Annotated in this window: 17 protein-coding genes and 3 tRNA genes; 18 read left to right on the forward strand and 2 right to left on the reverse strand. The window is 63.4% G+C overall.

Annotated features, from left to right (window positions below):
* The first annotated feature begins 29 nt into the window (after positions 1-29).
* From lepA to nagZ, 9 genes are all read left to right on the forward strand, one after another.
* Positions 30-1,829: a translation elongation factor 4 gene (gene lepA, locus ACUXH0_RS10810; protein ID WP_012435230.1), complete on the forward strand. Its 1,800-nt coding sequence runs from the start codon at positions 30-32 to the stop codon at positions 1,827-1,829.
* Between the two features lie 30 nt (positions 1,830-1,859).
* Complete coding sequence (gene lepB / locus ACUXH0_RS10815) at positions 1,860-2,753, forward strand: signal peptidase I (RefSeq protein ID WP_004635634.1); 894 nt, start codon at positions 1,860-1,862, stop codon at positions 2,751-2,753.
* Positions 2,754-2,815: 62 nt separating this feature from the next.
* Positions 2,816-3,184, forward strand: coding sequence for a DUF4845 domain-containing protein (locus ACUXH0_RS10820; protein WP_012435231.1), 369 nt, complete (start codon positions 2,816-2,818; stop codon positions 3,182-3,184).
* Position 3,185: 1 nt separating this feature from the next.
* Positions 3,186-3,956 (forward strand): ribonuclease III, encoded by a 771-nt coding sequence (rnc, locus tag ACUXH0_RS10825; RefSeq protein WP_004635630.1) that lies wholly within the window; start codon positions 3,186-3,188, stop codon positions 3,954-3,956.
* An 8-nt stretch (positions 3,957-3,964) separates the two neighbouring features.
* Complete coding sequence (gene era / locus ACUXH0_RS10830; protein WP_004635627.1) at positions 3,965-4,903, forward strand: GTPase Era; 939 nt, start codon at positions 3,965-3,967, stop codon at positions 4,901-4,903.
* A 31-nt stretch (positions 4,904-4,934) separates the two neighbouring features.
* Positions 4,935-5,756: a DNA repair protein RecO gene (recO, locus tag ACUXH0_RS10835; RefSeq protein WP_012435232.1), complete on the forward strand. Its 822-nt coding sequence runs from the start codon at positions 4,935-4,937 to the stop codon at positions 5,754-5,756.
* Positions 5,753-6,544, forward strand: a complete 792-nt coding sequence (gene pdxJ, locus ACUXH0_RS10840) for a pyridoxine 5'-phosphate synthase (RefSeq protein WP_012435233.1) — start codon at positions 5,753-5,755, stop codon at positions 6,542-6,544. Before recO ends, pdxJ begins: the two co-directional genes overlap by 4 nt.
* Complete coding sequence (gene acpS, locus ACUXH0_RS10845; protein ID WP_004635612.1) at positions 6,541-6,984, forward strand: holo-ACP synthase; 444 nt, start codon at positions 6,541-6,543, stop codon at positions 6,982-6,984. The genes pdxJ and acpS overlap by 4 nt, the downstream gene beginning before the upstream one ends.
* Positions 6,981-8,030 (forward strand): beta-N-acetylhexosaminidase, encoded by a 1,050-nt coding sequence (gene nagZ / locus ACUXH0_RS10850; RefSeq protein WP_004635611.1) that lies wholly within the window; start codon positions 6,981-6,983, stop codon positions 8,028-8,030. The genes acpS and nagZ overlap by 4 nt, the downstream gene beginning before the upstream one ends.
* A gap of 75 nt (positions 8,031-8,105) precedes the next feature.
* On the opposite strand, the gene efp is transcribed toward nagZ, so the two are convergent.
* Both efp and earP read right to left on the reverse strand, forming a co-directional pair.
* Positions 8,106-8,675: an elongation factor P gene (efp, locus tag ACUXH0_RS10855; RefSeq protein ID WP_024542043.1), complete on the reverse strand. Its 570-nt coding sequence runs from the start codon at positions 8,673-8,675 to the stop codon at positions 8,106-8,108.
* A 122-nt stretch (positions 8,676-8,797) separates the two neighbouring features.
* The gene (gene earP / locus ACUXH0_RS10860) at positions 8,798-9,991 is read right to left on the reverse strand and encodes an elongation factor P maturation arginine rhamnosyltransferase EarP (RefSeq protein WP_012435235.1); all 1,194 of its coding nucleotides are present in this window, start codon (positions 9,989-9,991) and stop codon (positions 8,798-8,800) included.
* Positions 9,992-10,083: 92 nt separating this feature from the next.
* On the opposite strand from earP, the gene uvrC reads away from it, so the two are divergent.
* The 9 genes from uvrC (at position 10,084) to ACUXH0_RS10905 (ending at position 19,776) form a co-directional block, all read left to right on the forward strand.
* Positions 10,084-12,057 (forward strand): excinuclease ABC subunit UvrC, encoded by a 1,974-nt coding sequence (uvrC, locus tag ACUXH0_RS10865; RefSeq protein WP_012435236.1) that lies wholly within the window; start codon positions 10,084-10,086, stop codon positions 12,055-12,057.
* A gap of 67 nt (positions 12,058-12,124) precedes the next feature.
* Positions 12,125-12,700, forward strand: a complete 576-nt coding sequence (gene pgsA / locus ACUXH0_RS10870; protein WP_004635606.1) for a CDP-diacylglycerol--glycerol-3-phosphate 3-phosphatidyltransferase — start codon at positions 12,125-12,127, stop codon at positions 12,698-12,700.
* Positions 12,701-12,836: 136 nt separating this feature from the next.
* A tRNA-Gly gene (locus ACUXH0_RS10875) sits at positions 12,837-12,912 on the forward strand.
* Between the two features lie 53 nt (positions 12,913-12,965).
* Positions 12,966-13,041 (forward strand) — tRNA-Gly (locus tag ACUXH0_RS10880).
* Positions 13,042-13,133: 92 nt separating this feature from the next.
* Positions 13,134-13,207: transfer RNA gene (locus ACUXH0_RS10885), tRNA-Cys, on the forward strand.
* Between the two features lie 319 nt (positions 13,208-13,526).
* On the forward strand, positions 13,527-14,585 hold the full coding sequence (locus ACUXH0_RS10890) for an MFS transporter (protein WP_012435237.1): 1,059 nt from the start codon (positions 13,527-13,529) through the stop codon (positions 14,583-14,585).
* Positions 14,586-15,073: 488 nt separating this feature from the next.
* The gene (locus ACUXH0_RS10895) at positions 15,074-15,787 is read left to right on the forward strand and encodes a response regulator transcription factor (RefSeq protein WP_004636575.1); all 714 of its coding nucleotides are present in this window, start codon (positions 15,074-15,076) and stop codon (positions 15,785-15,787) included.
* On the forward strand, positions 15,771-17,450 hold the full coding sequence (locus tag ACUXH0_RS10900; RefSeq protein ID WP_182594283.1) for a FecR domain-containing protein: 1,680 nt from the start codon (positions 15,771-15,773) through the stop codon (positions 17,448-17,450). The genes ACUXH0_RS10895 and ACUXH0_RS10900 overlap by 17 nt, the downstream gene beginning before the upstream one ends.
* Positions 17,443-19,776: a CHASE2 domain-containing protein gene (locus ACUXH0_RS10905; RefSeq protein ID WP_012435239.1), complete on the forward strand. Its 2,334-nt coding sequence runs from the start codon at positions 17,443-17,445 to the stop codon at positions 19,774-19,776. Before ACUXH0_RS10900 ends, ACUXH0_RS10905 begins: the two co-directional genes overlap by 8 nt.
* The last annotated feature ends 161 nt before the right edge of the window (positions 19,777-19,937 follow it).

The raw sequence follows: 19,937 nt of genomic DNA on the forward strand, positions 1-19,937 counted from the left end.
CCCGGGATGGGCGCTTTTCGACGCATTCGATGGACAATATCCGTAATTTCTCGATCATCGCCCACATCGACCACGGCAAATCGACGCTGGCCGATCGCATCATCCAGTTGTGTGGCGGGCTCTCCGACCGCGAGATGGAAGCCCAGGTGTTGGACTCGATGGACATCGAGAAGGAGCGCGGCATCACGATCAAGGCGCAGACTGCCGCGTTGTCCTACAAGGCGCGGGATGGCAAGGTCTATAACCTCAACCTGATCGACACCCCGGGGCACGTCGACTTCAGCTACGAAGTCAGCCGCTCGCTGTCCGCGTGCGAAGGCGCTCTGCTGGTGGTCGATGCTTCCCAGGGTGTGGAAGCGCAAACCGTCGCCAACTGTTACACCGCCATTGAGCTGGGCGTGGAAGTGGTGCCGGTGCTCAACAAGATTGACTTGCCTGCGGCCGATCCGGACAACGCGATTCAGGAAATCGAAGACGTCATCGGCATCGACGCTGCCGACGCGACGCGCTGCTCCGCCAAGACCGGCGAGGGCGTGGCCGACGTGCTGGAAGCGCTGATCGCCAAAGTACCGGCGCCGAAGGGCGACCCGGCGGCGCCGCTGCAAGCGCTGATCATCGACTCGTGGTTCGACAACTACGTCGGCGTGGTGATGCTGGTGCGCGTAGTGAACGGTACCCTGCGCGCCAAGGACAAAGTCCTGCTGATGGCGACCGGTGCGCAGCACTTGGTGGAACAGGTGGGCGTGTTCTCGCCGAAGTCGGTGCCGCGTGAGTCGTTGTCGGCAGGGCAGGTCGGCTTCGTCATCGCCGGCATCAAGGAGCTGAAGGCCGCCAAGGTGGGTGACACCATCACCCACGTCGCGCCCCGCAAGGCCGAAGCGCCGCTGCCGGGCTTCAAGGAGGTCAAGCCGCAGGTGTTTGCCGGTCTGTATCCGGTGGAAGCCAATCAGTACGAAGCGCTGCGAGAATCGCTGGAAAAGCTCAAGCTCAATGACGCGTCGCTGCAATACGAGCCGGAAGTGTCGCAGGCGCTGGGCTTCGGCTTCCGCTGCGGCTTCCTGGGTCTGCTGCACATGGAGATCGTGCAGGAGCGCCTGGAGCGCGAGTTCGACATGGACCTGATCACCACTGCGCCGACGGTGGTCTATCAGGTGCAACTGCGCGACGGCACGATGGTGCAGGTGGAGAACCCCGCCAAGATGCCGGCGGACCCGAGCAAGATCGAGGCGATTCTCGAGCCGATCGTCACGGTCAATCTGTACATGCCCCAGGAGTACGTGGGCGCCGTGATTACATTGTGCGAGCAGAAGCGTGGCTCGCAGATCAACATGAGCTACCACGGCCGCCAAGTCCAGTTGACGTACGAAATCCCGATGGGCGAGATCGTGCTGGACTTCTTCGACCGGCTGAAATCTGTCTCGCGCGGTTATGCGTCGATGGACTACGAGTTCAAGGAATACCGCGTGTCGGACGTGGTCAAGGTCGACATCCTTATCAACGGCGACAAGGTCGATGCGCTGTCCATCATCGTCCACCGTTCGAACAGCACGTACCGTGGCCGTGAAGTGGCCGCCAAGATGCGCGAGATCATTCCGCGCCAGATGTACGACGTAGCGATCCAGGCAGCCATTGGCGCGAACGTGATCGCCCGCGAAAACGTCAAGGCGCTGCGCAAGAACGTGCTGGCCAAGTGCTACGGCGGTGACATCTCGCGCAAGAAGAAGCTCCTCGAAAAGCAGAAAGAGGGCAAGAAGCGCATGAAGCAGGTGGGTACCGTTGAAATTCCGCAAGAGGCCTTCCTGGCCATCCTGCGCGTCGAAGAAAAATAATCCAGACATCGCTCGGACGATCTCTCATCCATGAACTTCGCCCTGATTCTGTTTGTTCTCGTCGTCCTCACTGGTATCGCGTGGGTGGCTGACAAGCTCGTGTTCCAGCGCCAGCGTCAGGCGGCTGCGGCCACGGCGCTGGCTGAATTCGACGCTCGCGCGCAGGTGCAGGCGCAGTACGGCGGTGGCGGCGACATCGGTGCCGCGCGTTTGCAACTGGCTGAAGACAAGTTGCGCCAGCCGTGGTGGCTCGAGTACACCGCCAGCTTCTTCCCGGTGATCGCCGCGGTGTTCCTGCTGCGCTCGTTCGTGATCGAGCCGTTCAAGATTCCGTCGGGATCGATGATTCCGACGCTGCAGATCGGCGATTTCATCCTGGTCAACAAGTACACGTATGGCATTCGTTTGCCGATCGTGAACAAGAAGATCGTCGAACTCAATCAACCGCAACGTGGCGACGTGATGGTCTTTCGCTATCCGAAAGACGAGTCGATGGACTACATCAAGCGCGTGATCGGCGTGCCCGGCGACGTGGTGAAGTATGACAACAAGCGCCTGACCGTGAACGGCCAGCCGGCAACCTACGCGCCGCAGTCCGATTACCTTGATGGCGAGCGCCTGACGTACTCGAAGCAGTACCAGGAGACGCTGGGGAACGTGACGCACAACATCCTGAACGATGCCGACCGCCCGGCCTATGTCTCCGGTCCGGATGATTTTCCGTTCCGCGAAAACTGCACTTACAATCAGACCGGCTTCACCTGCAAGGTACCTGCAGGTCACTATTTTATGATGGGCGATAATCGCGACAACAGCGCGGACTCCCGCTATTGGGGCTTCGTGCCGGACAAGAACATCGTCGGGAAAGCGTTCTTCATCTGGATGAACCTGGGTGACCTGAAGCGGATCGGTGGTTTCCATTGATCCCGTAAGTGAAGCAAAAATCTCTTATTGAAACTCGGCAATTGCAAAACGGGGGAAATGCAATGCGGATTCGTCAGGCCGGTCTGAAACGCCCGTCGCGCGGGATTACGATGTTTGGCATGCTGATCGGCATCATCGTGCTGATTACGTTTGTGCTGCCGGCCATTCGGTCTGTGCCGAGCCTGATGGAATACCAGGCCATCACACGTGCTGTTAAGCAGGCGCGCGAGCGTGCGAGCACGCGCGAAGAGGTGGCCAGCGCCTTTGACAAGCAAGCCGCGATCGATGACATCACTTCGATCAAGGGTGAAGATCTGGAAGTGCTGGACGGCGGTGGCTCCATCCAGGCGGTGCGTTTCTCGTACAAGCGCGAGATCCCCTTGTATGGCCCCATCGGTCTGGTGATCACCTATTCGGGGACCCAGCGTTGACATGAGTTTGGATGCGCTACAGCAACGTCTTGGCTACCGCTTCAGCAAACCGGAGTTGCTGCAGCAGGCGCTCACCCATCGCAGCCACAGCGCGATGCATAACGAGCGCCTGGAATTTCTTGGCGATTCGATCCTGAATTGCGCCGTCGCTGACATGCTCTACGGCATGTTCGGCAAGCTGGACGAGGGCGATCTGTCGCGCGTGCGGGCCAATCTGGTCAAGCAACAGGCGCTGTACGAGATCGCGCAGATGCTGCAGTTGCCCGATGCCCTGCGTTTGGGCGAAGGCGAGTTGAAAAGCGGAGGTTTCCGCCGCCCATCTATCCTGGCCGATGCGCTGGAAGCGATTTTCGGGGCGGTGTTTCTCGACGGTGGCTTCGATGCAGCCCGCACGCTGATTCGCAAGCTGTACATCCCCATCCTCGAGCAGGTGGACCCGCGCACGCTCGGCAAGGACGCCAAGACGCTGTTGCAGGAGTACCTCCAAGGTCACAAGATCGCGTTGCCGCTGTACACGGTGGTGGCCACCCACGGCGCGGCGCATAATCAGCAATTCGAGGTCGAGTGCTCGATTCCCAAGCTGGAGATTCGCGTCTCCGGCAGCGGGGCATCGCGGCGCGCGGCCGAACAGTCGGCGGCCAAGCTGGCCCTGGATGAAGCGCATCGCCTGGTGCCGCAGCTCGTCAAGCGCAGCCGCGCCGAGCGCACCGGCAAGACGCGCAAGCAGGCCACGCCGCCCGATCCGCAGTTGTCTCTCAGGTTGAAGGAATAATCAGGTAAATGAGCGACACCCCATTGCAGCCTCCGCAGCCAGAATCTGGCGTGCCGGAGGGGTTCCGCTGCGGCATGGTCGCCATTGTTGGGCGGCCGAACGTCGGCAAATCCACGCTGATGAACGCCCTCGTGGGCCAGAAAGTCAGCATCACATCGCGCAAGGCGCAGACCACGCGCCACCGCATCACTGGCATTCAGACGACGGATGACGCGCAGTTCGTCTTCGTCGATACGCCGGGCTTCCAGACGCGTCACGCCACCGCGCTGAACCGGTCGCTGAACCGCGCGGTCACGTCCACGCTCACGTCGGTGGATGCCGTGTTGTTCGTGGTCGAAGCCGGCCGCTATGGCCCGGACGACGAGAAGGTGCTCTCGCTGCTGCCGCGCGAGACGCCCGTGATCCTGATCGTCAATAAGGTCGACCGGCTCGATGCGTACACGCGCGCCGAGATGGTCGCCGTGTTCCTGCAGGACATGGCACAGGTGTTTCCGTTTGCCGAAATCGTGCCGATGTCGGCCAAGAATCGCGACGACATCGACCGCTTGCTCGGCATCGTGCGCCCGTACCTGCCGGAAGGCGAACCGATGTACGACCCGGAAGCGCTGACCGATCGCAGCGAGCGCTTCCTGGCCGCCGAAATTGTTCGTGAGAAGGTCTTCCGCTGGACTGGCGACGAGTTACCGTATTCCAGCACCGTCATCGTCGACAAATTCGAAACCGAAGGTCGCCTGCGCCGCGTGTTCGTGACCATTCTGGTCGATCGCGATGCCCACAAGGCGATGATCATCGGTGCGAAGGGCGCCAAGCTCAAGCAGATCTCCACCGAAGCCCGCATGGACATGGAAAAGCTGTTCGACGGCAAGGTGTATCTGGAGGTCTGGATCAAGGTCAAGAGCGGTTGGGCCGACAACGAAGCCGGCCTGCGCGCCTACGGCTACGAATAACCACCTAGCCGGGCCACTCTACACACGTTCGATGGCGGGACGATCCGATCCGATTCCGGACGAGGCCGCGGAATGGCTGGCCGAGGAGGGCGTTGCCGGCGCCGCGCCGCGCAGGAGCTTTCCTGCCGGGCGTTCCGAAACACGTGTTGCTGCGCAGCCGGCCTTCGTGCTGCACAGTTATCCGTATCGGGAAACCAGCCTCATCATCGACGTCTTCACGCCGGACTACGGGCGCATGGCGCTGGTCGCCAAGGGGGCCAAGCGTCCGCATTCGGCGTTGCGTGCGGTGTTGCAGACGTTCCAGCCGCTGTCGCTGTCCTGGAGCGGTCGCGGTGATGTGCGCACGCTGACTCGCGCCGAGTGGGTGGGCGGCATGTTGCCGCTGGGCGGCGAGGGGCTGCTATCCGGGTTCTATCTGAACGAACTGCTCGTCAAGTTCGTCGCCCGCGAAGACGGCCATCCGGTACTGTTCGCGCATTACGTCGAAACACTCAATAAGCTTGCCCATGGCGAACCCGCGGCCTTCACGCTGCGGGCGTTCGAACGTGTGCTGCTGCGTGAGACCGGCTTTGCCGCGCAGCTCGATCGCTGCATCGACGGCGAACCCGTGCAGGCCGACGCCGAATACGTCTATCACCCCGAGCGCGGCATCCGGCGGACGCTTCCCAGCGATCCATCGTCCTGGCCTGTGTTGCGCGGCCAGACGCTGATCGACATGGAACACGACGATTACGCCTCGCGCCCCACGACCGCGCAGCAAAGCCGCAGCCTGATGCGTTTCCTGCTGCATTATCATTTGCATGGCACGCCGCTTTCGACGCGCCAGATCCTGATCGACTTGCAGAAACTATGATCTTTCATGCCTCGCCGGGAATCATCGACCTGGGCATCAATATCGACCACGTCGCCACGCTGCGCAACGCGCGCGGCACCACCTACCCGGACCCGATCGCCGCGGCGCTGTTGGCCGAAGAAGCCGGCGCCGATCTCATTACCCTGCACCTGCGCGAAGATCGCCGCCACATCAAGGACGCCGATGTGCGCGCGCTGCGGCCGCAACTGCGCACCCGCATGAACCTGGAGTGCGCCGTCACGCAGGAGATGCTCGACATCGCGTGCGATATCGGCCCCCAAGACGTCTGCCTCGTGCCCGAGCGCCGTCAGGAAGTGACCACCGAAGGCGGCCTGGACGTGGTGGGCGGTTTTGCCAAGGTGCAAGCCGCTTGTAAGCAGCTGGCCGATGCGGGCATCCGCGTGTCGCTGTTCATCGATCCGGATGCGGCACAGATCGAGGCGGCCGCCGCTGCCGGTGCTCCCGTCATCGAACTGCATACGGGCCGCTATGCCGAAGCGACCGACGATGCTGAGCTGCGGGCGGAACTCGTCCGCATCGAGACCGCGGTGGAAGAGGGCATCCGCTGGGGCGTGCGTGTGAACGCTGGCCACGGCCTCCACTACACGAACGTGCAGCCGATCGCGGCCATCGCCGGCATTCATGAACTCAACATCGGCCACGCCGTCGTTGCGCATGCGGTGTTTGCCGGGTGGCAGAACGCGGTGCGCGAGATGAAGGCGATCATGGTTGCGGCTCGGCTGTCGTCCACGACCCCGGCGGCCGCACACCCGGGCGTGCCTGTATGAGCGGACGGGGCGCAGCCGCCTCGGTGTCCGGTGCGATTTACGGCATCGGCACCGACATCATCCAGATCGAGCGCGTCGAAGGCGTGATGCAGCGGACCAACGGCCGCTTCGCCGAAAAGGTGCTGGGCCCCGAAGAGCTGCGCGTCTACCATGCCCGCAAGGCGCGCTCTGAGCGGCGGGGCCTTGCGTTTCTTGCCACGCGCTTTGCCGCCAAGGAAGCCGTGTCCAAGGCCATCGGCCTGGGCATGCGCTGGCCGATGACGTGGCGTGCGGTACAGACGCTGAACTTGCCATCCGGCCAACCGGTGGTGCGCTACAGCGGTGAACTGGCCGACTGGATCGCGCAGCATGGCCTTCATATCCAGATCAGTGTGACGGACGAGCGCGACTACGCAGTCGCCTTCGCCGTTGCCGAGTTGCAAACCAAATCCTCCGCATGACTCAAACCAAGAAGCAGAAGCGTCCAGGCCCGATCGTTCTGGATGTTGCCGGCCTGGAACTCGGCCTCGACGATGTTCGACGCATTGCCCATCCATTGACGGGCGGCGTGATCCTGTTTGCCCGCAACTTTGAATCGCGCGCGCAGTTGACGGCGCTCACGCAAGCCATTCGCGCCATTCGTAATGACGTGCTGATTTGCATCGACCACGAAGGCGGTCGCGTGCAGCGCGCCAAGACCGACGGTTTCACGCACCTGCCCGCCATGGGCGCGCTGGGCAAGCTATGGGACGCCGATGTGCTGGCCGCCACGCGCGCTGCCACCGCCTGCGGCTACGTGCTGGCCGCTGAACTGAGGGCGTGCGATATCGACCTCAGCTTCACGCCCGTGCTCGATCTCGACTACGGCAGCAGCAGCGTGATCGGCGATCGCGCGTTTCATCGCGACCCGCGGGTGGTTACGATGCTTGCCAACCACCTGACGCTGGGCCTGCGCCTGGCTGGCATGTCCAACTGCGGCAAGCATTTCCCCGGTCACGGCTACGTCCAGGCTGATTCGCACGTCGCCGTGCCGGTGGACGAGCGTCCGCTGGAGGCCATCCTCGCTGACGACGCGCAGCCTTACGGCTGGATGGGCATCGGCCTGCAATCCGTGATGCCGGCGCACGTGATTTATTCAGCGGTCGATCCGAACCCGGCAGGCTTCTCTCGCTTCTGGCTGCAGGACATGCTGCGCGCGCATTTCAACTTTGACGGCGTGATCTTCAGCGATGACCTGAGCATGGAAGGCGCGAGCGTTGCCGGCACGGTGGTCGACGGTGCGCGAGCAGCGCTCACGGCCGGCTGCGACATGGTGCTGATCTGTAATGCGCCGGACAAGGCCGATCAATTGCTCGGCGAGCTGGACGTGTCGATGGGCAAGGCATCGCAGCGGCGCGTGCGCCGGCTGTTTGGCGGCCGGGCCGAGAAGGACTGGGCCAAGTTGCAGCAGCAATCGGCCTACAAGCAGGCGCTGCGTACGTTGCGCGAGGCGAAACTCATCGCGTAGCGCCAAAACGCAAAAACGCGATCGCAAAAGAAAAGGCTCCCGAGGGAGCCTTTCTGCTTGCTGCGACGCCAGCTCTTACTTGGCGCGGCTGCGGTACTCGTCGGTACGCGTGTCGATTTCGATCTTCTCGCCGATGTTGCAGAACAGCGGGACCATGATCGTGAATTCTTCGTTGTCGTTGATGCGAGCCGCCTTCAGAACCTTACCCGACGACGTGTCGCCCTTGACAGCCGGTTCGGTGTAGACGATTTCGCGGACAACCGTGGTCGGCAGTTCCACCGAGATGGCGTTCTCGTTGTAGAACGTCACTTCGACCTTCATGCCGTCTTGCAGGTAGTTCAACGCGCTGCCCATGGCGGCGGGCTCAACGTTGTATTGTTCGTAGGTGACCGGATCCATGAACACGTACATCGTGCCGTCGAAGTAGGAGTACTCGGCTTCCTTCTTCTCCAGGATGACCTGGTCCATCTTGTCGTCGGCGTTGAACACCGACTCGCCGCCTGCGCCGGTCAGCAGGTTCTTGTACTTCATCTTGACGACGGCGCCCGAACGGCCCGAACGGCTGTACTCGGTCTTGAGCACGACCATTGCGTCGTTGCCGATCATGAACACGTTGCCAGCGCGAAGTTCTTGCGCGATTTTCAAAGCCATTTCACATTTCCTGAGAGTAAGAGGGTTCGATGCGCGCCAAGCAACGAAGCACCGCGCGATACCCTCCGGGCCGCGCGAACCAGGTCAGAGCCGGGGGTCGCATACAGATCAGCCCGCTATTTTACCTGTTTTTCGCAAAATGCCACCAGATTCGCGGCGAGATCGCCTAGTTGCATCAAGCTTTGCTCCCAAGTGACGGCCCGTGCGCGCAGGCGAGGCGCGGCGGCTGCAAAGTCCGTCCAGTTGAGTGGCGCTGGCGCACCATTCCAGGCGTGCCAGAAGGCGATAAGCGCCTTGGCGTCGGCCTCTGCCAGAGCGGGGGTATAGCGAGCCAGAAAAGCGTCCAGTTTCGCGAGGTGTACGTCGTCGCTTTGGGGGTAGATGTGCCAGACAAACGGTTTCAGCGCCCATTGGGCACGCACGAACGAGTCTTCACCGCGCACGAAATTGATGTCGCATGCCCAGAGCAGCGGGTCGTAGTGCTCTTGCGGCACGAAAGGCACGACCGCCACGCTCAGGTTGCCGCGCGCCCATCGCGCGCCGGTTCTGGCGGCGTCGGCGTCGCCGAATAGCTCGGCGATCTGTCTGGCGGCCAGGCCCTCCGGCACCAGGCAGATCACCGGTTGGGGTGAGGCTTCCCATTGGGCGGCCAGCGTTGGCAGCGCCGAGTTGGCATAGGCGAACAGGCTGACGCGCAGGGCGTCAGGGTTGTCGCGCATCAGGTCGTCGACTCCGAGTCGGTGCCATAAGGCCTGGTGGGCGGCGGGGCTTACCTCGAACGTCTTGCGTTGCGCGCCAAGATGCGACTCCCGCAGTACGCCGCCGGTGTTGCGTGCAAAACCGGGGAAGAAGAAGTGCTTGACGAGCGGCAGTCGCAGATGTGGCGACTGCATCGCGTGATGTTCGGCAACCCAGTCCTCGGCGCTCAGGTATTCCAGGTTGATCCAAACCGGCGCCGGGCCTTGGGATGCCTGCTGGGCCATGAGCGTCTGTAGGGGCTCCGGGACGGCGCATGCGAAGGCGCCAATCACCACATCATGCAGCGCGGGATGTGCGTCGGTGGCTAGGAGGCTGGCAGCCTGGGCGTCGTCAGCCCAGTGGCGAATATCCACGCCCGAGACGCGCTGCGCATCGGCCTCTGCGTCGACAGCGGGGCAGATCTTTTCGAACGAACGGAGATCGTCCACCCACAGACGGACGGTGTGGCCGTGCTCCTGTACAAGCTGTCGAGCCAAGCGCCAGCAGACGCCAATGTCGCCATAGTTGTCGACGACGCGGCAGAAAAGATCCCAGGATGTGATGGTGCGCATGCAGGAAGGCGAGTCGGGCAGCGAAGAAGGGCGGGCCGACATTGTAGTCGGCAGCTTGTTCTACACTGACGGCCTCTGATCCAGCGAACGCCATGTCGTCCGACCCCACGCAACCCCAGCCCCCCGAGACGCCCGAGAGCGTCAAGCCCAGCGCGCCAGCGGATGTGCCCGAGTTCGATGCGAAAGCACACATCGCACGCCTGCCGAACCTGCCGGGCGTGTATCGCTACTTTGATGCGCAGGGCAACGTGCTCTATGTGGGCAAAGCGCGCGACCTCAAGAAGCGCGTGTCGAGCTACTTCAACAAGACGCTGCTTTCGCCGCGCATCGCAATGATGGTGGCGAAGATCGCGCGCATCGACACCACGGTCGTGCGCAACGAGGCCGAAGCGCTGCTGCTCGAAAACAACCTGATCAAGGCGCTGGCGCCGCGCTACAACATCCTGTTTCGCGACGACAAGTCGTATCCGTATCTCAAGCTCACGCAGCACGCGTATCCGCGCATGGCGTATTACCGCGGCGCGACCGATCGCAGGCATCAGTACTTCGGCCCATTCCCGAGCGCGCATGCCGTGCGAGAGAGCATGCAGATCCTGCAGAAGGTGTTCCAGCTACGCACGTGCGAAGACACCGTCTTCAATAACCGCACGCGGCCGTGCCTGCTGCATCAGATTCATCGTTGCAGTGGCCCGTGCGTCCAGGCGATCGGCGCAGAGGATTACGCGCGCGACGTCGCCAACGCGGCCGGTTTCCTGCAGGGCCGGCAGGACGAGGTCATGCAGACGCTTCAGGACAAGATGCAGCGCTACGCCGAGTCGCTGGAGTTCGAGCAGGCTGCCATCGTGCGCGACCAGATCGGTGCATTGTCGACGGTGCTCAAGCAGCAGTCGGTGGAAGAAGTCGGCCACGCCAGCGACATCGACATCCTGGCGGTTGCCATCAAGGGCGGCCACGCCTGCGTGAACCTCGCGATGGTGCGCGGCGGGCGCCATCTGGGCGACAAGGCTTACTTTCCCACGCACGTGGAAGAGGGCGCCGCCATTGTCGGCGTGGATGTGGAAGCCGACGGTGAGGCTGCGGCAGAAACATCACGCGATGCCGAACGCATGGCCAGCGACATCCTCGAAGCCTTCGTCGCGCAGCACTATCTCGATCAGTTTGTGCCGCCGGTGCTGGTGGTCAGCCATCAGATTCACGCAACCGAGTTGATCAACGCGCTGGCCGAGCAGGCCGGGCGCCGCGTTTCGGTTGTGCGCCAGCCGCAGGGCGGGCGCCGCGCGTGGCTGGAGATGGCGGAGAAGGGCGCCGAGCTGTCGCTGATGCGTCGCCTTTCCGAGCAAGGCAGCCAGCAGGCCCGCACACTTGCGCTGGCCGAGACCATCGGCATTGACCTGGAAGACCTTGCCGCGCTGCGCGTCGAGTGCTTCGACATCAGCCACACCGCCGGCGAGGCCACGCAAGCCTCGTGCGTGGTTTTTCACAGCCACGCCATGCAAAACAGCGAATACCGCCGCTACAACATCCAGGACATCACCCCCGGCGACGACTACGCGGCCATGCGGCAAGTCCTCACGCGCCGCTACCAGAAGATCGTCGAGCAGGCAGGCGAAGACGCGCCCAACATGCCGACCATCGTGCTGATCGACGGCGGCAAGGGGCAGGTGGAAGTCGCTCGCCAGGTTTTTGAGGAACTGGGGTTGGATATTGGATTGCTCGTCGGTGTGGCCAAGGGCGAGGGGCGCAAGGTGGGCCTCGAAACGCTGGTCTTCGCCGATGGCCGGCCGTCACTGGAGCTAGGGCAGGGCAGCGCCGCGCTGATGCTCGTCGCGCAAATTCGCGACGAAGCGCACCGCTTTGCCATCACCGGTATGCGCGCCAAGCGCGCCAAAGCGCGCAACACGTCGCGGCTGGAAGAGATCGAAGGCATCGGCGCCAAGCGCCGGCAGCGGTTGCTGGCGCGCTTTGGCGGCCTGCGCGGTGTGATGGCCGCGAGCGTCGCCGAACTCGCCACGGTGGAAGGCATCTCCCAGACCCTCGCCGAAGAAATCTACCGTCAGTTGCATTGATCGGCGACAATGCCCCATCTTGTCGCGTGGGGTCGAGCTTGCGCGGCGGTTGTCCTCTCGATTTGCCATGCCTTTCAACTTCCCGATCCTCCTGACCTGGTTGCGTGTGGCCATGATCCCGCTGGTGGTGGGCGTGTTCTACGTGCCGGACACCTGGATGGCACTGCCCGCCAAGAACCTGACGGCCGCGGTGTTCTTCATCGTAGCAAGCCTCACTGATTGGTTCGACGGCTTTCTTGCTCGCCGCTGGAACCAGACCTCTGCTTTCGGTGCCTTCCTCGATCCGGTGGCCGACAAGCTGATGGTGGCCGCCGCGCTGCTGGTGCTGCTGTCATTGGGCCGCGTGTCCGACGTCATCGCACTCGTCATCATTGGCCGCGAGATCACCATCTCCGCCCTGCGTGAGTGGATGGCGCAGATTGGCGCGTCGAAGAGCGTGGCCGTCAACTTTCTCGGCAAGCTGAAGACGACCTTCCAGATGATCGCAATTCCGCTGCTGCTGTTCGAGGGCCGCCTGTTCGGCATGATCGACGCGCAGGTGTGGGGCACATGGCTGATTTACGTGGCGGCAGTACTCACGCTGTGGTCGATGGCGTACTACATGAAGCTCGCCTGGCCGCAGATCCGCGAGCGCGCAAAATGAGCCTCTAAAAACTCTTGCGCAAAAGTATTGACGACGGCGATTCTTCTTTGCCATAATCTCGTTCTCGCGTTGCAGTGATGTGACGCAAACGGTCTGGCAGCACAAAGGTTGTACGGCAGTGCTGGTAGCCAAAAATGCGGGAATAGCTCAGTTGGTAGAGCGCAACCTTGCCAAGGTTGAGGTCGCGAGTTCGAGCCTCGTTTCCCGCTCCAGTTTGAAATATGTGGCCGTGTTGATGTGATGGCGCGGCGGCATAACCGGTTACGCGGGAATAGCTCAGTTGGTAGAGCGCAACCTTGCCAAGGTTGAGGTCGCGAGTTCGAGCCTCGTTTCCCGCTCCAATCCCGAAGGGAAGCCTTGCTTCCCTTTTTGTTTATCGGCACGGCAAATACGCGGTTCTTCATGAATTGCTACAATGCGGTGCTGAGCCCCTGGCGGGGTAGCAAAGTGGTTATGCAGCGGCCTGCAAAGCCGTGTACGCCGGTTCGATTCCGGCCTCCGCCTCCAAAAATGCGAAAAAAGCCCCGACTGGTTCGGGGCTTTTTGTTTGCATCGCCGCGATGAACTCGCTCCGAGCTCGGCCTTTTCCGCCTTGACTCTCCAGTTTGGACAACGCACCAACGCCATGTTGACACAAAGCATTGACGGCATGGCCGACCAATCCCGCCTCAGCGCAGCGGTTGCATGAGAAAACTGCGTTGACCAGGCTTATTTGGTTCTATTTTAAAACCAAGCGAGGTGGAGATATCCCGTGATTGCGCTGTGAACGGTTCGTCTACCGAGCGGGCCAACCACTTTTTCAGTGTTGCCGCATGCATGGGTTGGCATGCTGGCATTCTGCGCAGCGGCCAGCATATCCAACGTCTATTTCGCCCAGCCGCTGCTCGGAGCACTGGCCCGTGACTTTGCGCTCAGCGACGCATGGGTGGGCGGCATCATCGGTGCCACCCAAGTTGGTTGTGCGCTTGCTCTGGCGCTAGTCGTTCCGCTGGGCGACCGCTGGCCGTGCAAGCGAGAGCTGCTGGTGCGGCTCGTCCTGCTCACGCCGGCGCTGCTCGCGGTAGGTCTGGTGCAGGCGCACTGGTCGTTGCTGCTTGGCATGCTCTCTATCGGTTTGCTTGGCACCGCGATGACACAAGGACTGATAGCCTGCGCCGCCGTGTTGGCACCTTCGCCGGAGCGTGGTCGCGTGGTTGGCGCGGTACAGGGCGGGGTAGTTATCGGTCTTCTGTTGGCACATGCCCTGACGGGCTGGATCGCTGAAGTCGCCGGCTGGCGTGCTGTCTATGCGACGTCAGTAGGCTTCTCGGTGGCGATGCTGTGTATGCTCTGGCGCGCGTTGCCGACGCCGCCGACTGTACTTTCGCCCCCGAAATACATAGCGCTTCTGCGCTCGATGTGGCAACTCCTGATGGCCGAACCTGTTTTGCAGGGACGTGGCCTGATCGGTTTGCTGATGTTCGCGGCGTTCAATGTCTTCTGGGGCGCGATGGCGCTGGCTCTGAGTGCGCCGCCCTATGAGTTTTCGCCAGCAGGCATTGGCTCATTCGGTCTGGTTGGCGTGATTGGCGCGCTGGCGGCCGCGCGAGCGGGGCACCAGGCGGATCGCCGTTGGGCACAGGCGGCCACCGGCGTCGCGTTGGATTTGCTACTGGTAGCCTGGCTGCCGCTCGGTTTGGGGGCGCAGCATCTGGCAGGGCTGATCGTCGGTGTGGTTCTGTTGGACCTGGGTGTGCAGGCCGTGCACGTGCTCAATCAGAGGCTGATTTCTCGCTTGCGGCCGGAGGCGCACAGCCGGCTGTTTGGCGCGTACATGCTGTTCTATGCGGCGGGCAGTGGATTGGGGGCGGTGCTTTCGACGCAGGTGTATGCGTCGGCAGGATGATCAAGGATATGTCTTCTGGGGAGCAGCCCTCAGCTTGGCAGTGCTGATGTTCTGGGCGGCGACTGCGGCTTGAACGCCCGAACAAGGGCGCTGGCGGAAGGCTCGGTAGCGAGGGTTCGGGGCAGCGTATACCCGGGCGCCCTACCCGCCCGTGGGCTGGCTCCTATACTTTCTGAGAGCTCGCACCTTGTAATGGCGTGATAAAAAATGATAGAACGCCACAAAACCGGGCTCTCCGATTAGCTTTTCACAATTGTTTGCAATATCGCAGGGGCGGCCTTTTAGGATGAGTTGGGCTTAAGCCGGGGTGCGACACCTGCCGGTAGGGCGTAGGTAAGGTCTTGCGCGGGAAGTGGGTGCCGCGCCGGTGGTGGCTGGCGGATTGAACTACGATGCGCCGGTCCGGGACCCCGATCACAACGACGCACGGAGTGAGCCGGCATTTCGCATAGCGGTGCCGGACCCGAAACGGGGAAAGGGCAATCCAGATGGCGATACGAATTGCCTCGGTGGAAGACAACCAGGCGCAATCGGATTTGATCCGCGAGATCCTGATTTCGTCTGGATACGAATGCGAGTGTTTCAGTAACGGGGATGCCTTCGTCAAGGCGCTGCGGGATCGCACGTTCGACCTGCTGCTGCTCGACTGGCAGTTGCCCGATATCAGCGGCATCCAGCTTGTGAGCTGGGTGCGGCAGACGGTCGGCCCGGCGCTGCCGGTGCTGTTTCTGACCAACCGTTCGCTCGAAGACGACGTGGTGCGTGGGCTGGCTGCCGGCGCCGACGATTACGTCGTCAAGCCGGTGCGCCGCGCCGAGCTGGTGGCGCGCGTCGGTGCGCTGCTGCGTCGTGCCGCGCCGCGCACGAGCGAATCGCTCGAACGCATTCGCGTCGGCCCGTACGCAGTGGACCCCGTCGGGCGCGTGCTGACGTTGAATGGCTCGCAGGTTGAGCTTTCGCCGCGCGAGTTCGATCTTGGGCTGTACCTGTTCCGCAATGTCGGCAAGCTGGTGCCGCGTGAGCTGATCGAGCAGGCAGTGTGGGGGCGCAGCATCGGCCCGGATTCGCGCACGCTTGCCACCCATATCTCCAAGCTGCGGCTCAAACTCGATCTCAATCAGAAGAATGGCGTGCGGCTGGTCTCGGTGTACTCGCACGGCTATCGGCTCGAAACCACGCAGGAAGATGGTGAAGCAAGCTGACGCAATCTGGGGTGGTTTGATTGGGCGCGCCGCGTTTGTCGGCGCGTTCGTTCTTTTTGGCGGCGTGTGGCAGGCGGCGATGGCTCAGCCTTCCGGCGCTGACGGTGGCGATTTCATCTATCGCGTGCAGCAGGGCGACACGCTGATCAACCTCGCTGAACGTTACATGGACAGCGTCGAAGGCTGGCGCCTGCTGCAGCGGCGCAACCATGTGGCCGATCCGTATCGGTTGAAGCCCGGCTCGCTCCTCCGGATTTCGTTCGATCGCATTCCAGTGGTGCCCTCGACGGCGCAGGTGGTGTTTGCACGCGATGCAACCACCGGCGGCAAGCCGCTGCAAGCGGGCATGAAGCTCGCTGAAGAGTCGCAGATCGACACCGGCGACAAAGGTGGAGTCACGCTGGCTTTTGATGACGGCACACGCGTGACGGTGCCGCCGGGCAGCCACGTGGCGCTCTCGCGTGTGCGGGCGTTTGCGCGTGCCGGGCTGATCGATGTACGCGTGCACGTGAAGAAAGGCGAAGCGGAATCCAACGTCTCGCCCAAGAAGAGCGGCGTGGGCCGTTACGAGATTTCCACGCCTGCGCTGGTGACGGGCGTGCGAGGTACGCGTTTCCGCGTGCAGGCCAGCGAAGCGGGTTCGACGAGTTCCGTGCTGGAAGGTGAGGTTGCCACAAGCGCCGGTCGTCAGAGGCAAGCGGTCAAGGCTGGCTTTGGCGTGGTGGCATCGGCGGGACACCTCAAGCGGGCTGCGTTGCCGGCGGCGCCCAAACTCGACGTCATTCCGCAACTTGTGCAGACGCCGTGCCTGCGCGCGACGTGGCAGCCGGTCAGGGGCGCGGTCGGCTATCGCGCTGCAGTGGCGCGGGATGCCGCGCTGACCGAACTCAGCGCCTATCAATTGAGCAAGACGCCCGCGGTAACGCTCTGCGGCGATGAGGACGGCGACTACACGCTCGTCGTGCAAAGCATCGACGCACTCGGACTGACTAGCGAATCGGCCACGCGGCCGTTCACCGTGCGCCTGCACCCGGAAGCGCCTTATACGATCCAGCCCGCCAGCGGCCGGACCTACCGCAGCGGGGACGTGGCATTTGCATGGGCTGTCGTGTCCGATGCTGGTAGCTATGACATGGAAGTGGCGGGCACCGAGAGCTTTGCCTCGCCGGCTGTTCAGCAGCATGGCGAGGACGTGCGTCTGACCAGGCCGTTGACGGCTGGCACATGGTGGTGGCGTGTGCGCTCGGTGGCAGCGGACGGCAAAACCGGCCCGTGGAGCGATGTGCTTCGTTTTCGCGTGCTCGACATTCCGCCGGACGCCGTACCGACAGCCGAAGTGGAAGCGAGCGATGACGGCAAGCTGCATGCCCACTGGTCGGCGTTGTCGCCCGAACTGGCGGCATCTGGCGCGCGCACGCGTGTGCAACTGGCGGCCGACACAAGCTTCGCCAAACCCATCGCCGACATCGTGAGCGAAGGCAACGAGGCCACCATTCCGCGGCCGCCGTCCGGCGTGTATTACATCCGCACCGGCGTCGACTTGGGCGATGCGGCATCGGTGGTCTACGCCAAGCCGCAGCGCATTGACGTCGGTGCCTTCGTCGGCGATTCCGCGCGCAGCCCGGTGCAGAGCGGCGGCGGCAATCTCCTCCTCAATGACTGAACCCGTACCCGCCCAATCGGCCGTGCGCAGCCTTGGGCGGCGCGCGCTGGTGGAGTGGGGGGTGCTGGTGGCGCTGGCAGCGCTGTTGACATTCGGCGCGGTGCGCTGGAGCGTGGTCGCGCGGCTGGATGCGGCGCTATACGACACGGTCGTCACGCTGCACGGGCATGCACCGCGCGACGACATCGTCGTCGTTGCCATTGATGACCAGAGTCTTGACGCAGTGGGACGCTGGCCCTGGCCCCGCAGCCGCCTGGCCGACCTGATTACGCGGGTGGGACGGGCGCAGCCGCGCGCCATCGGCGTCGATATTCTGCTGATCGAACCCGATCTCGCGCAGCCCGAAGGCGATCGAGCATTGACTGCCGCCATCGAGCAGGCCGGACACGTCATCCTGCCGGCCTTGCCGGAGCGCACCGAGCAGGGGCGCGTGTATCACTATCCGTTCCTCGGTATCAACGCGTCCGTCGCGCATATCAATGCCGCCCCCGATGCGGATAGCGTGGTGCGCGGCATGTATCTGGCAGAGGGGCCGCGAGCGCATGTGCTGGACCATCTTGCCGTGCAGCTTGCGCGGCACGCGCTGCGCCCGCCTTCATCCGTACCGGCGCTGCCTGATGCGGAGTCCGACGCCGGCGGTTGGATGCGGCAGGCGCATATCCGCCTGAATTTTGCGGGGCCGGCCGGTACCTACCGGCATGTGCCGGCGCTGGATGTGCTCAACGGCCACGTGCCGACCGAGGTGCTTGCCGGCAAGCTGGTGCTGATCGGGGCCACCGCATCGGGAGTGTCCGACATCTTTGCGACGCCGCCCTCGCGCACGATGAGCGGCGTCGAAGTGCTTGCCAATGCCACGCAGACGGTACTCGACGGCAGCGCCATCCTGCCGGCGCCACCGGGCGTGTTCTGGGCGATGACGCTGCTCCCCCTGCTGATGACCGCATTTGCCGTGCGCTGGCTCACGCCGCGCATGGCGCTTGCCGTGGCGGTAACGGGTGCCGCCGTGTTGTTGCTGAGCGCAATCGGCGCGCTGGTGGTCGGCAATCGCTGGCTGCCGCCGTTTGCGGCGCTGGTGGGCCCGCTGGTGTTGTATCCGCTGTGGAGCTGGCGCCAGCAGGAAGCCGCGTTGCGCTTTCTGCGCGACGAGCTGCAGCGTCTGGCGCGCGAGCCCGGCCTGTTGGGCGATACCGCGCCGCTGGCCCGCACCGGCCGCACGCTCGGCGCGCACATGGATGCCGTCGCCTCGCTGACGGACAAGCTGCGTGGGCTGCGCCGCTTCCTGGCCGATGCGCTGGAGAGCCTGCCCGATGCGACCGTCATCTGCACGCACGACGGCACGATCCGCCTGGCGAATGGCCGAAGCGCAGACCTGGCCGGCCAGATGCAGACGCCGGGCCAGATCCGCGCGGCCGCGCTGCGCGACCTGTCGACGCTGCTGGCGCGTGCGTTTCCCGACCCCACAGCGGGAGAGCACTACTGGGCACGCTGGCTCGCCGATCCCACCGGGCTCGAACCTGTCGAGCTACAGACGCACGACGGCCGCTCGATGTTGATGCATGCTGCCGCGTTGCGGGACGAAGCGGGCCGCCCTGTCGACATCATCGTCAGCTTTGCCGACATCACCCCGGTGCGGCAGGCGGAACGCCATCGCGAAGAAGCACTGCAGTTCATCTCGCACGATATGCGCTCGCCGCAGAGTGCCATCCTTGCCCTGATCGAACTGCAGCGCGATGCCTCGCGTGCGCTGGACCGCGAGGTGCTGCTGTTTCGCATCGAGCAGCTTTCGTCGCGAACACTTGAGCTGGCCGATGCCTTTATCGACCTGGCGCGCGCCGAATCGCAAACGCTCAAGCTGGTGGATGTGGATCTGGTGGGCCTTGTGCTCGATGCCGCCGACGAGGTCTGGCCGCTCGCGAATCGCCACCAGGTGGAAGTGCGCGTGGTGGCCGACATCGAAGCAGCGGTGCGCGGCGAGCCGCGCTTGCTGGTGCGCGCGCTGGTGAACCTGCTCAACAACGCCATCAAGTTCAGCGCAGCCGGCTCCATGGTGACGGTATCGGTGGAGCAGGACGAGGCGATGTTCTCGGTGGCCGTGGCCGACCAGGGTGCTGGCATTGCCCTGGCTGATCAGCCGCGGCTGTTCCAGCCGTTCCATCGCTTGCATGAGGGCGCGGCCAATGCGCCGTCCGGCAGTGGGCTGGGTCTCGTGTTCGTGAAGACCGTGGTTGACCGGCACGGCGGCCGGATTGCTGTGCAGAGTGCACCGGGTCTGGGTTCCACCTTCACGCTGTGGCTGCCGCGCGCCAAGCATCGCCACGACGCCTGAGGCCATCGCGGCCTCGTGTGGTCTTCGCCACATTTCCTTTTCAATCATTTGCATTTCGGCACTGCGGCGGCCCTACAGTTCATTGGCCGACCCGCACAGCATGTGCCGGTGACACACCGGCCGAGAGACGACGGCACCTTGGAAAACCGAGCACAGACACG

Source organism: Ralstonia sp. 110700041-2, from assembly GCF_056280165.1.

What these genes read in the sequence shown, in the direction of transcription:
- lepA (WP_012435230.1), top strand. Translation starts at nt 30, where the DNA reads ATGGACAATATCCGTAATTTCTCGATCATCGCCCACATCGACCACGGC.
- lepB (WP_004635634.1), top strand. Translation starts at nt 1,860, where the DNA reads ATGAACTTCGCCCTGATTCTGTTTGTTCTCGTCGTCCTCACTGGTATC.
- ACUXH0_RS10820 (WP_012435231.1), top strand. Translation starts at nt 2,816, where the DNA reads ATGCGGATTCGTCAGGCCGGTCTGAAACGCCCGTCGCGCGGGATTACG.
- rnc (WP_004635630.1), top strand. Translation starts at nt 3,186, where the DNA reads ATGAGTTTGGATGCGCTACAGCAACGTCTTGGCTACCGCTTCAGCAAA.
- era (WP_004635627.1), top strand. Translation starts at nt 3,965, where the DNA reads ATGAGCGACACCCCATTGCAGCCTCCGCAGCCAGAATCTGGCGTGCCG.
- recO (WP_012435232.1), top strand. Translation starts at nt 4,935, where the DNA reads ATGGCGGGACGATCCGATCCGATTCCGGACGAGGCCGCGGAATGGCTG.
- pdxJ (WP_012435233.1), top strand. Translation starts at nt 5,753, where the DNA reads ATGATCTTTCATGCCTCGCCGGGAATCATCGACCTGGGCATCAATATC.
- acpS (WP_004635612.1), top strand. Translation starts at nt 6,541, where the DNA reads ATGAGCGGACGGGGCGCAGCCGCCTCGGTGTCCGGTGCGATTTACGGC.
- nagZ (WP_004635611.1), top strand. Translation starts at nt 6,981, where the DNA reads ATGACTCAAACCAAGAAGCAGAAGCGTCCAGGCCCGATCGTTCTGGAT.
- earP (WP_012435235.1), bottom strand. Translation starts at nt 9,991, where the DNA reads ATGCGCACCATCACATCCTGGGATCTTTTCTGCCGCGTCGTCGACAAC.
- uvrC (WP_012435236.1), top strand. Translation starts at nt 10,084, where the DNA reads ATGTCGTCCGACCCCACGCAACCCCAGCCCCCCGAGACGCCCGAGAGC.
- pgsA (WP_004635606.1), top strand. Translation starts at nt 12,125, where the DNA reads ATGCCTTTCAACTTCCCGATCCTCCTGACCTGGTTGCGTGTGGCCATG.
- ACUXH0_RS10890 (WP_012435237.1), top strand. Translation starts at nt 13,527, where the DNA reads ATGCTGGCATTCTGCGCAGCGGCCAGCATATCCAACGTCTATTTCGCC.
- ACUXH0_RS10895 (WP_004636575.1), top strand. Translation starts at nt 15,074, where the DNA reads ATGGCGATACGAATTGCCTCGGTGGAAGACAACCAGGCGCAATCGGAT.
- ACUXH0_RS10900 (WP_182594283.1), top strand. Translation starts at nt 15,771, where the DNA reads ATGGTGAAGCAAGCTGACGCAATCTGGGGTGGTTTGATTGGGCGCGCC.
- ACUXH0_RS10905 (WP_012435239.1), top strand. Translation starts at nt 17,443, where the DNA reads ATGACTGAACCCGTACCCGCCCAATCGGCCGTGCGCAGCCTTGGGCGG.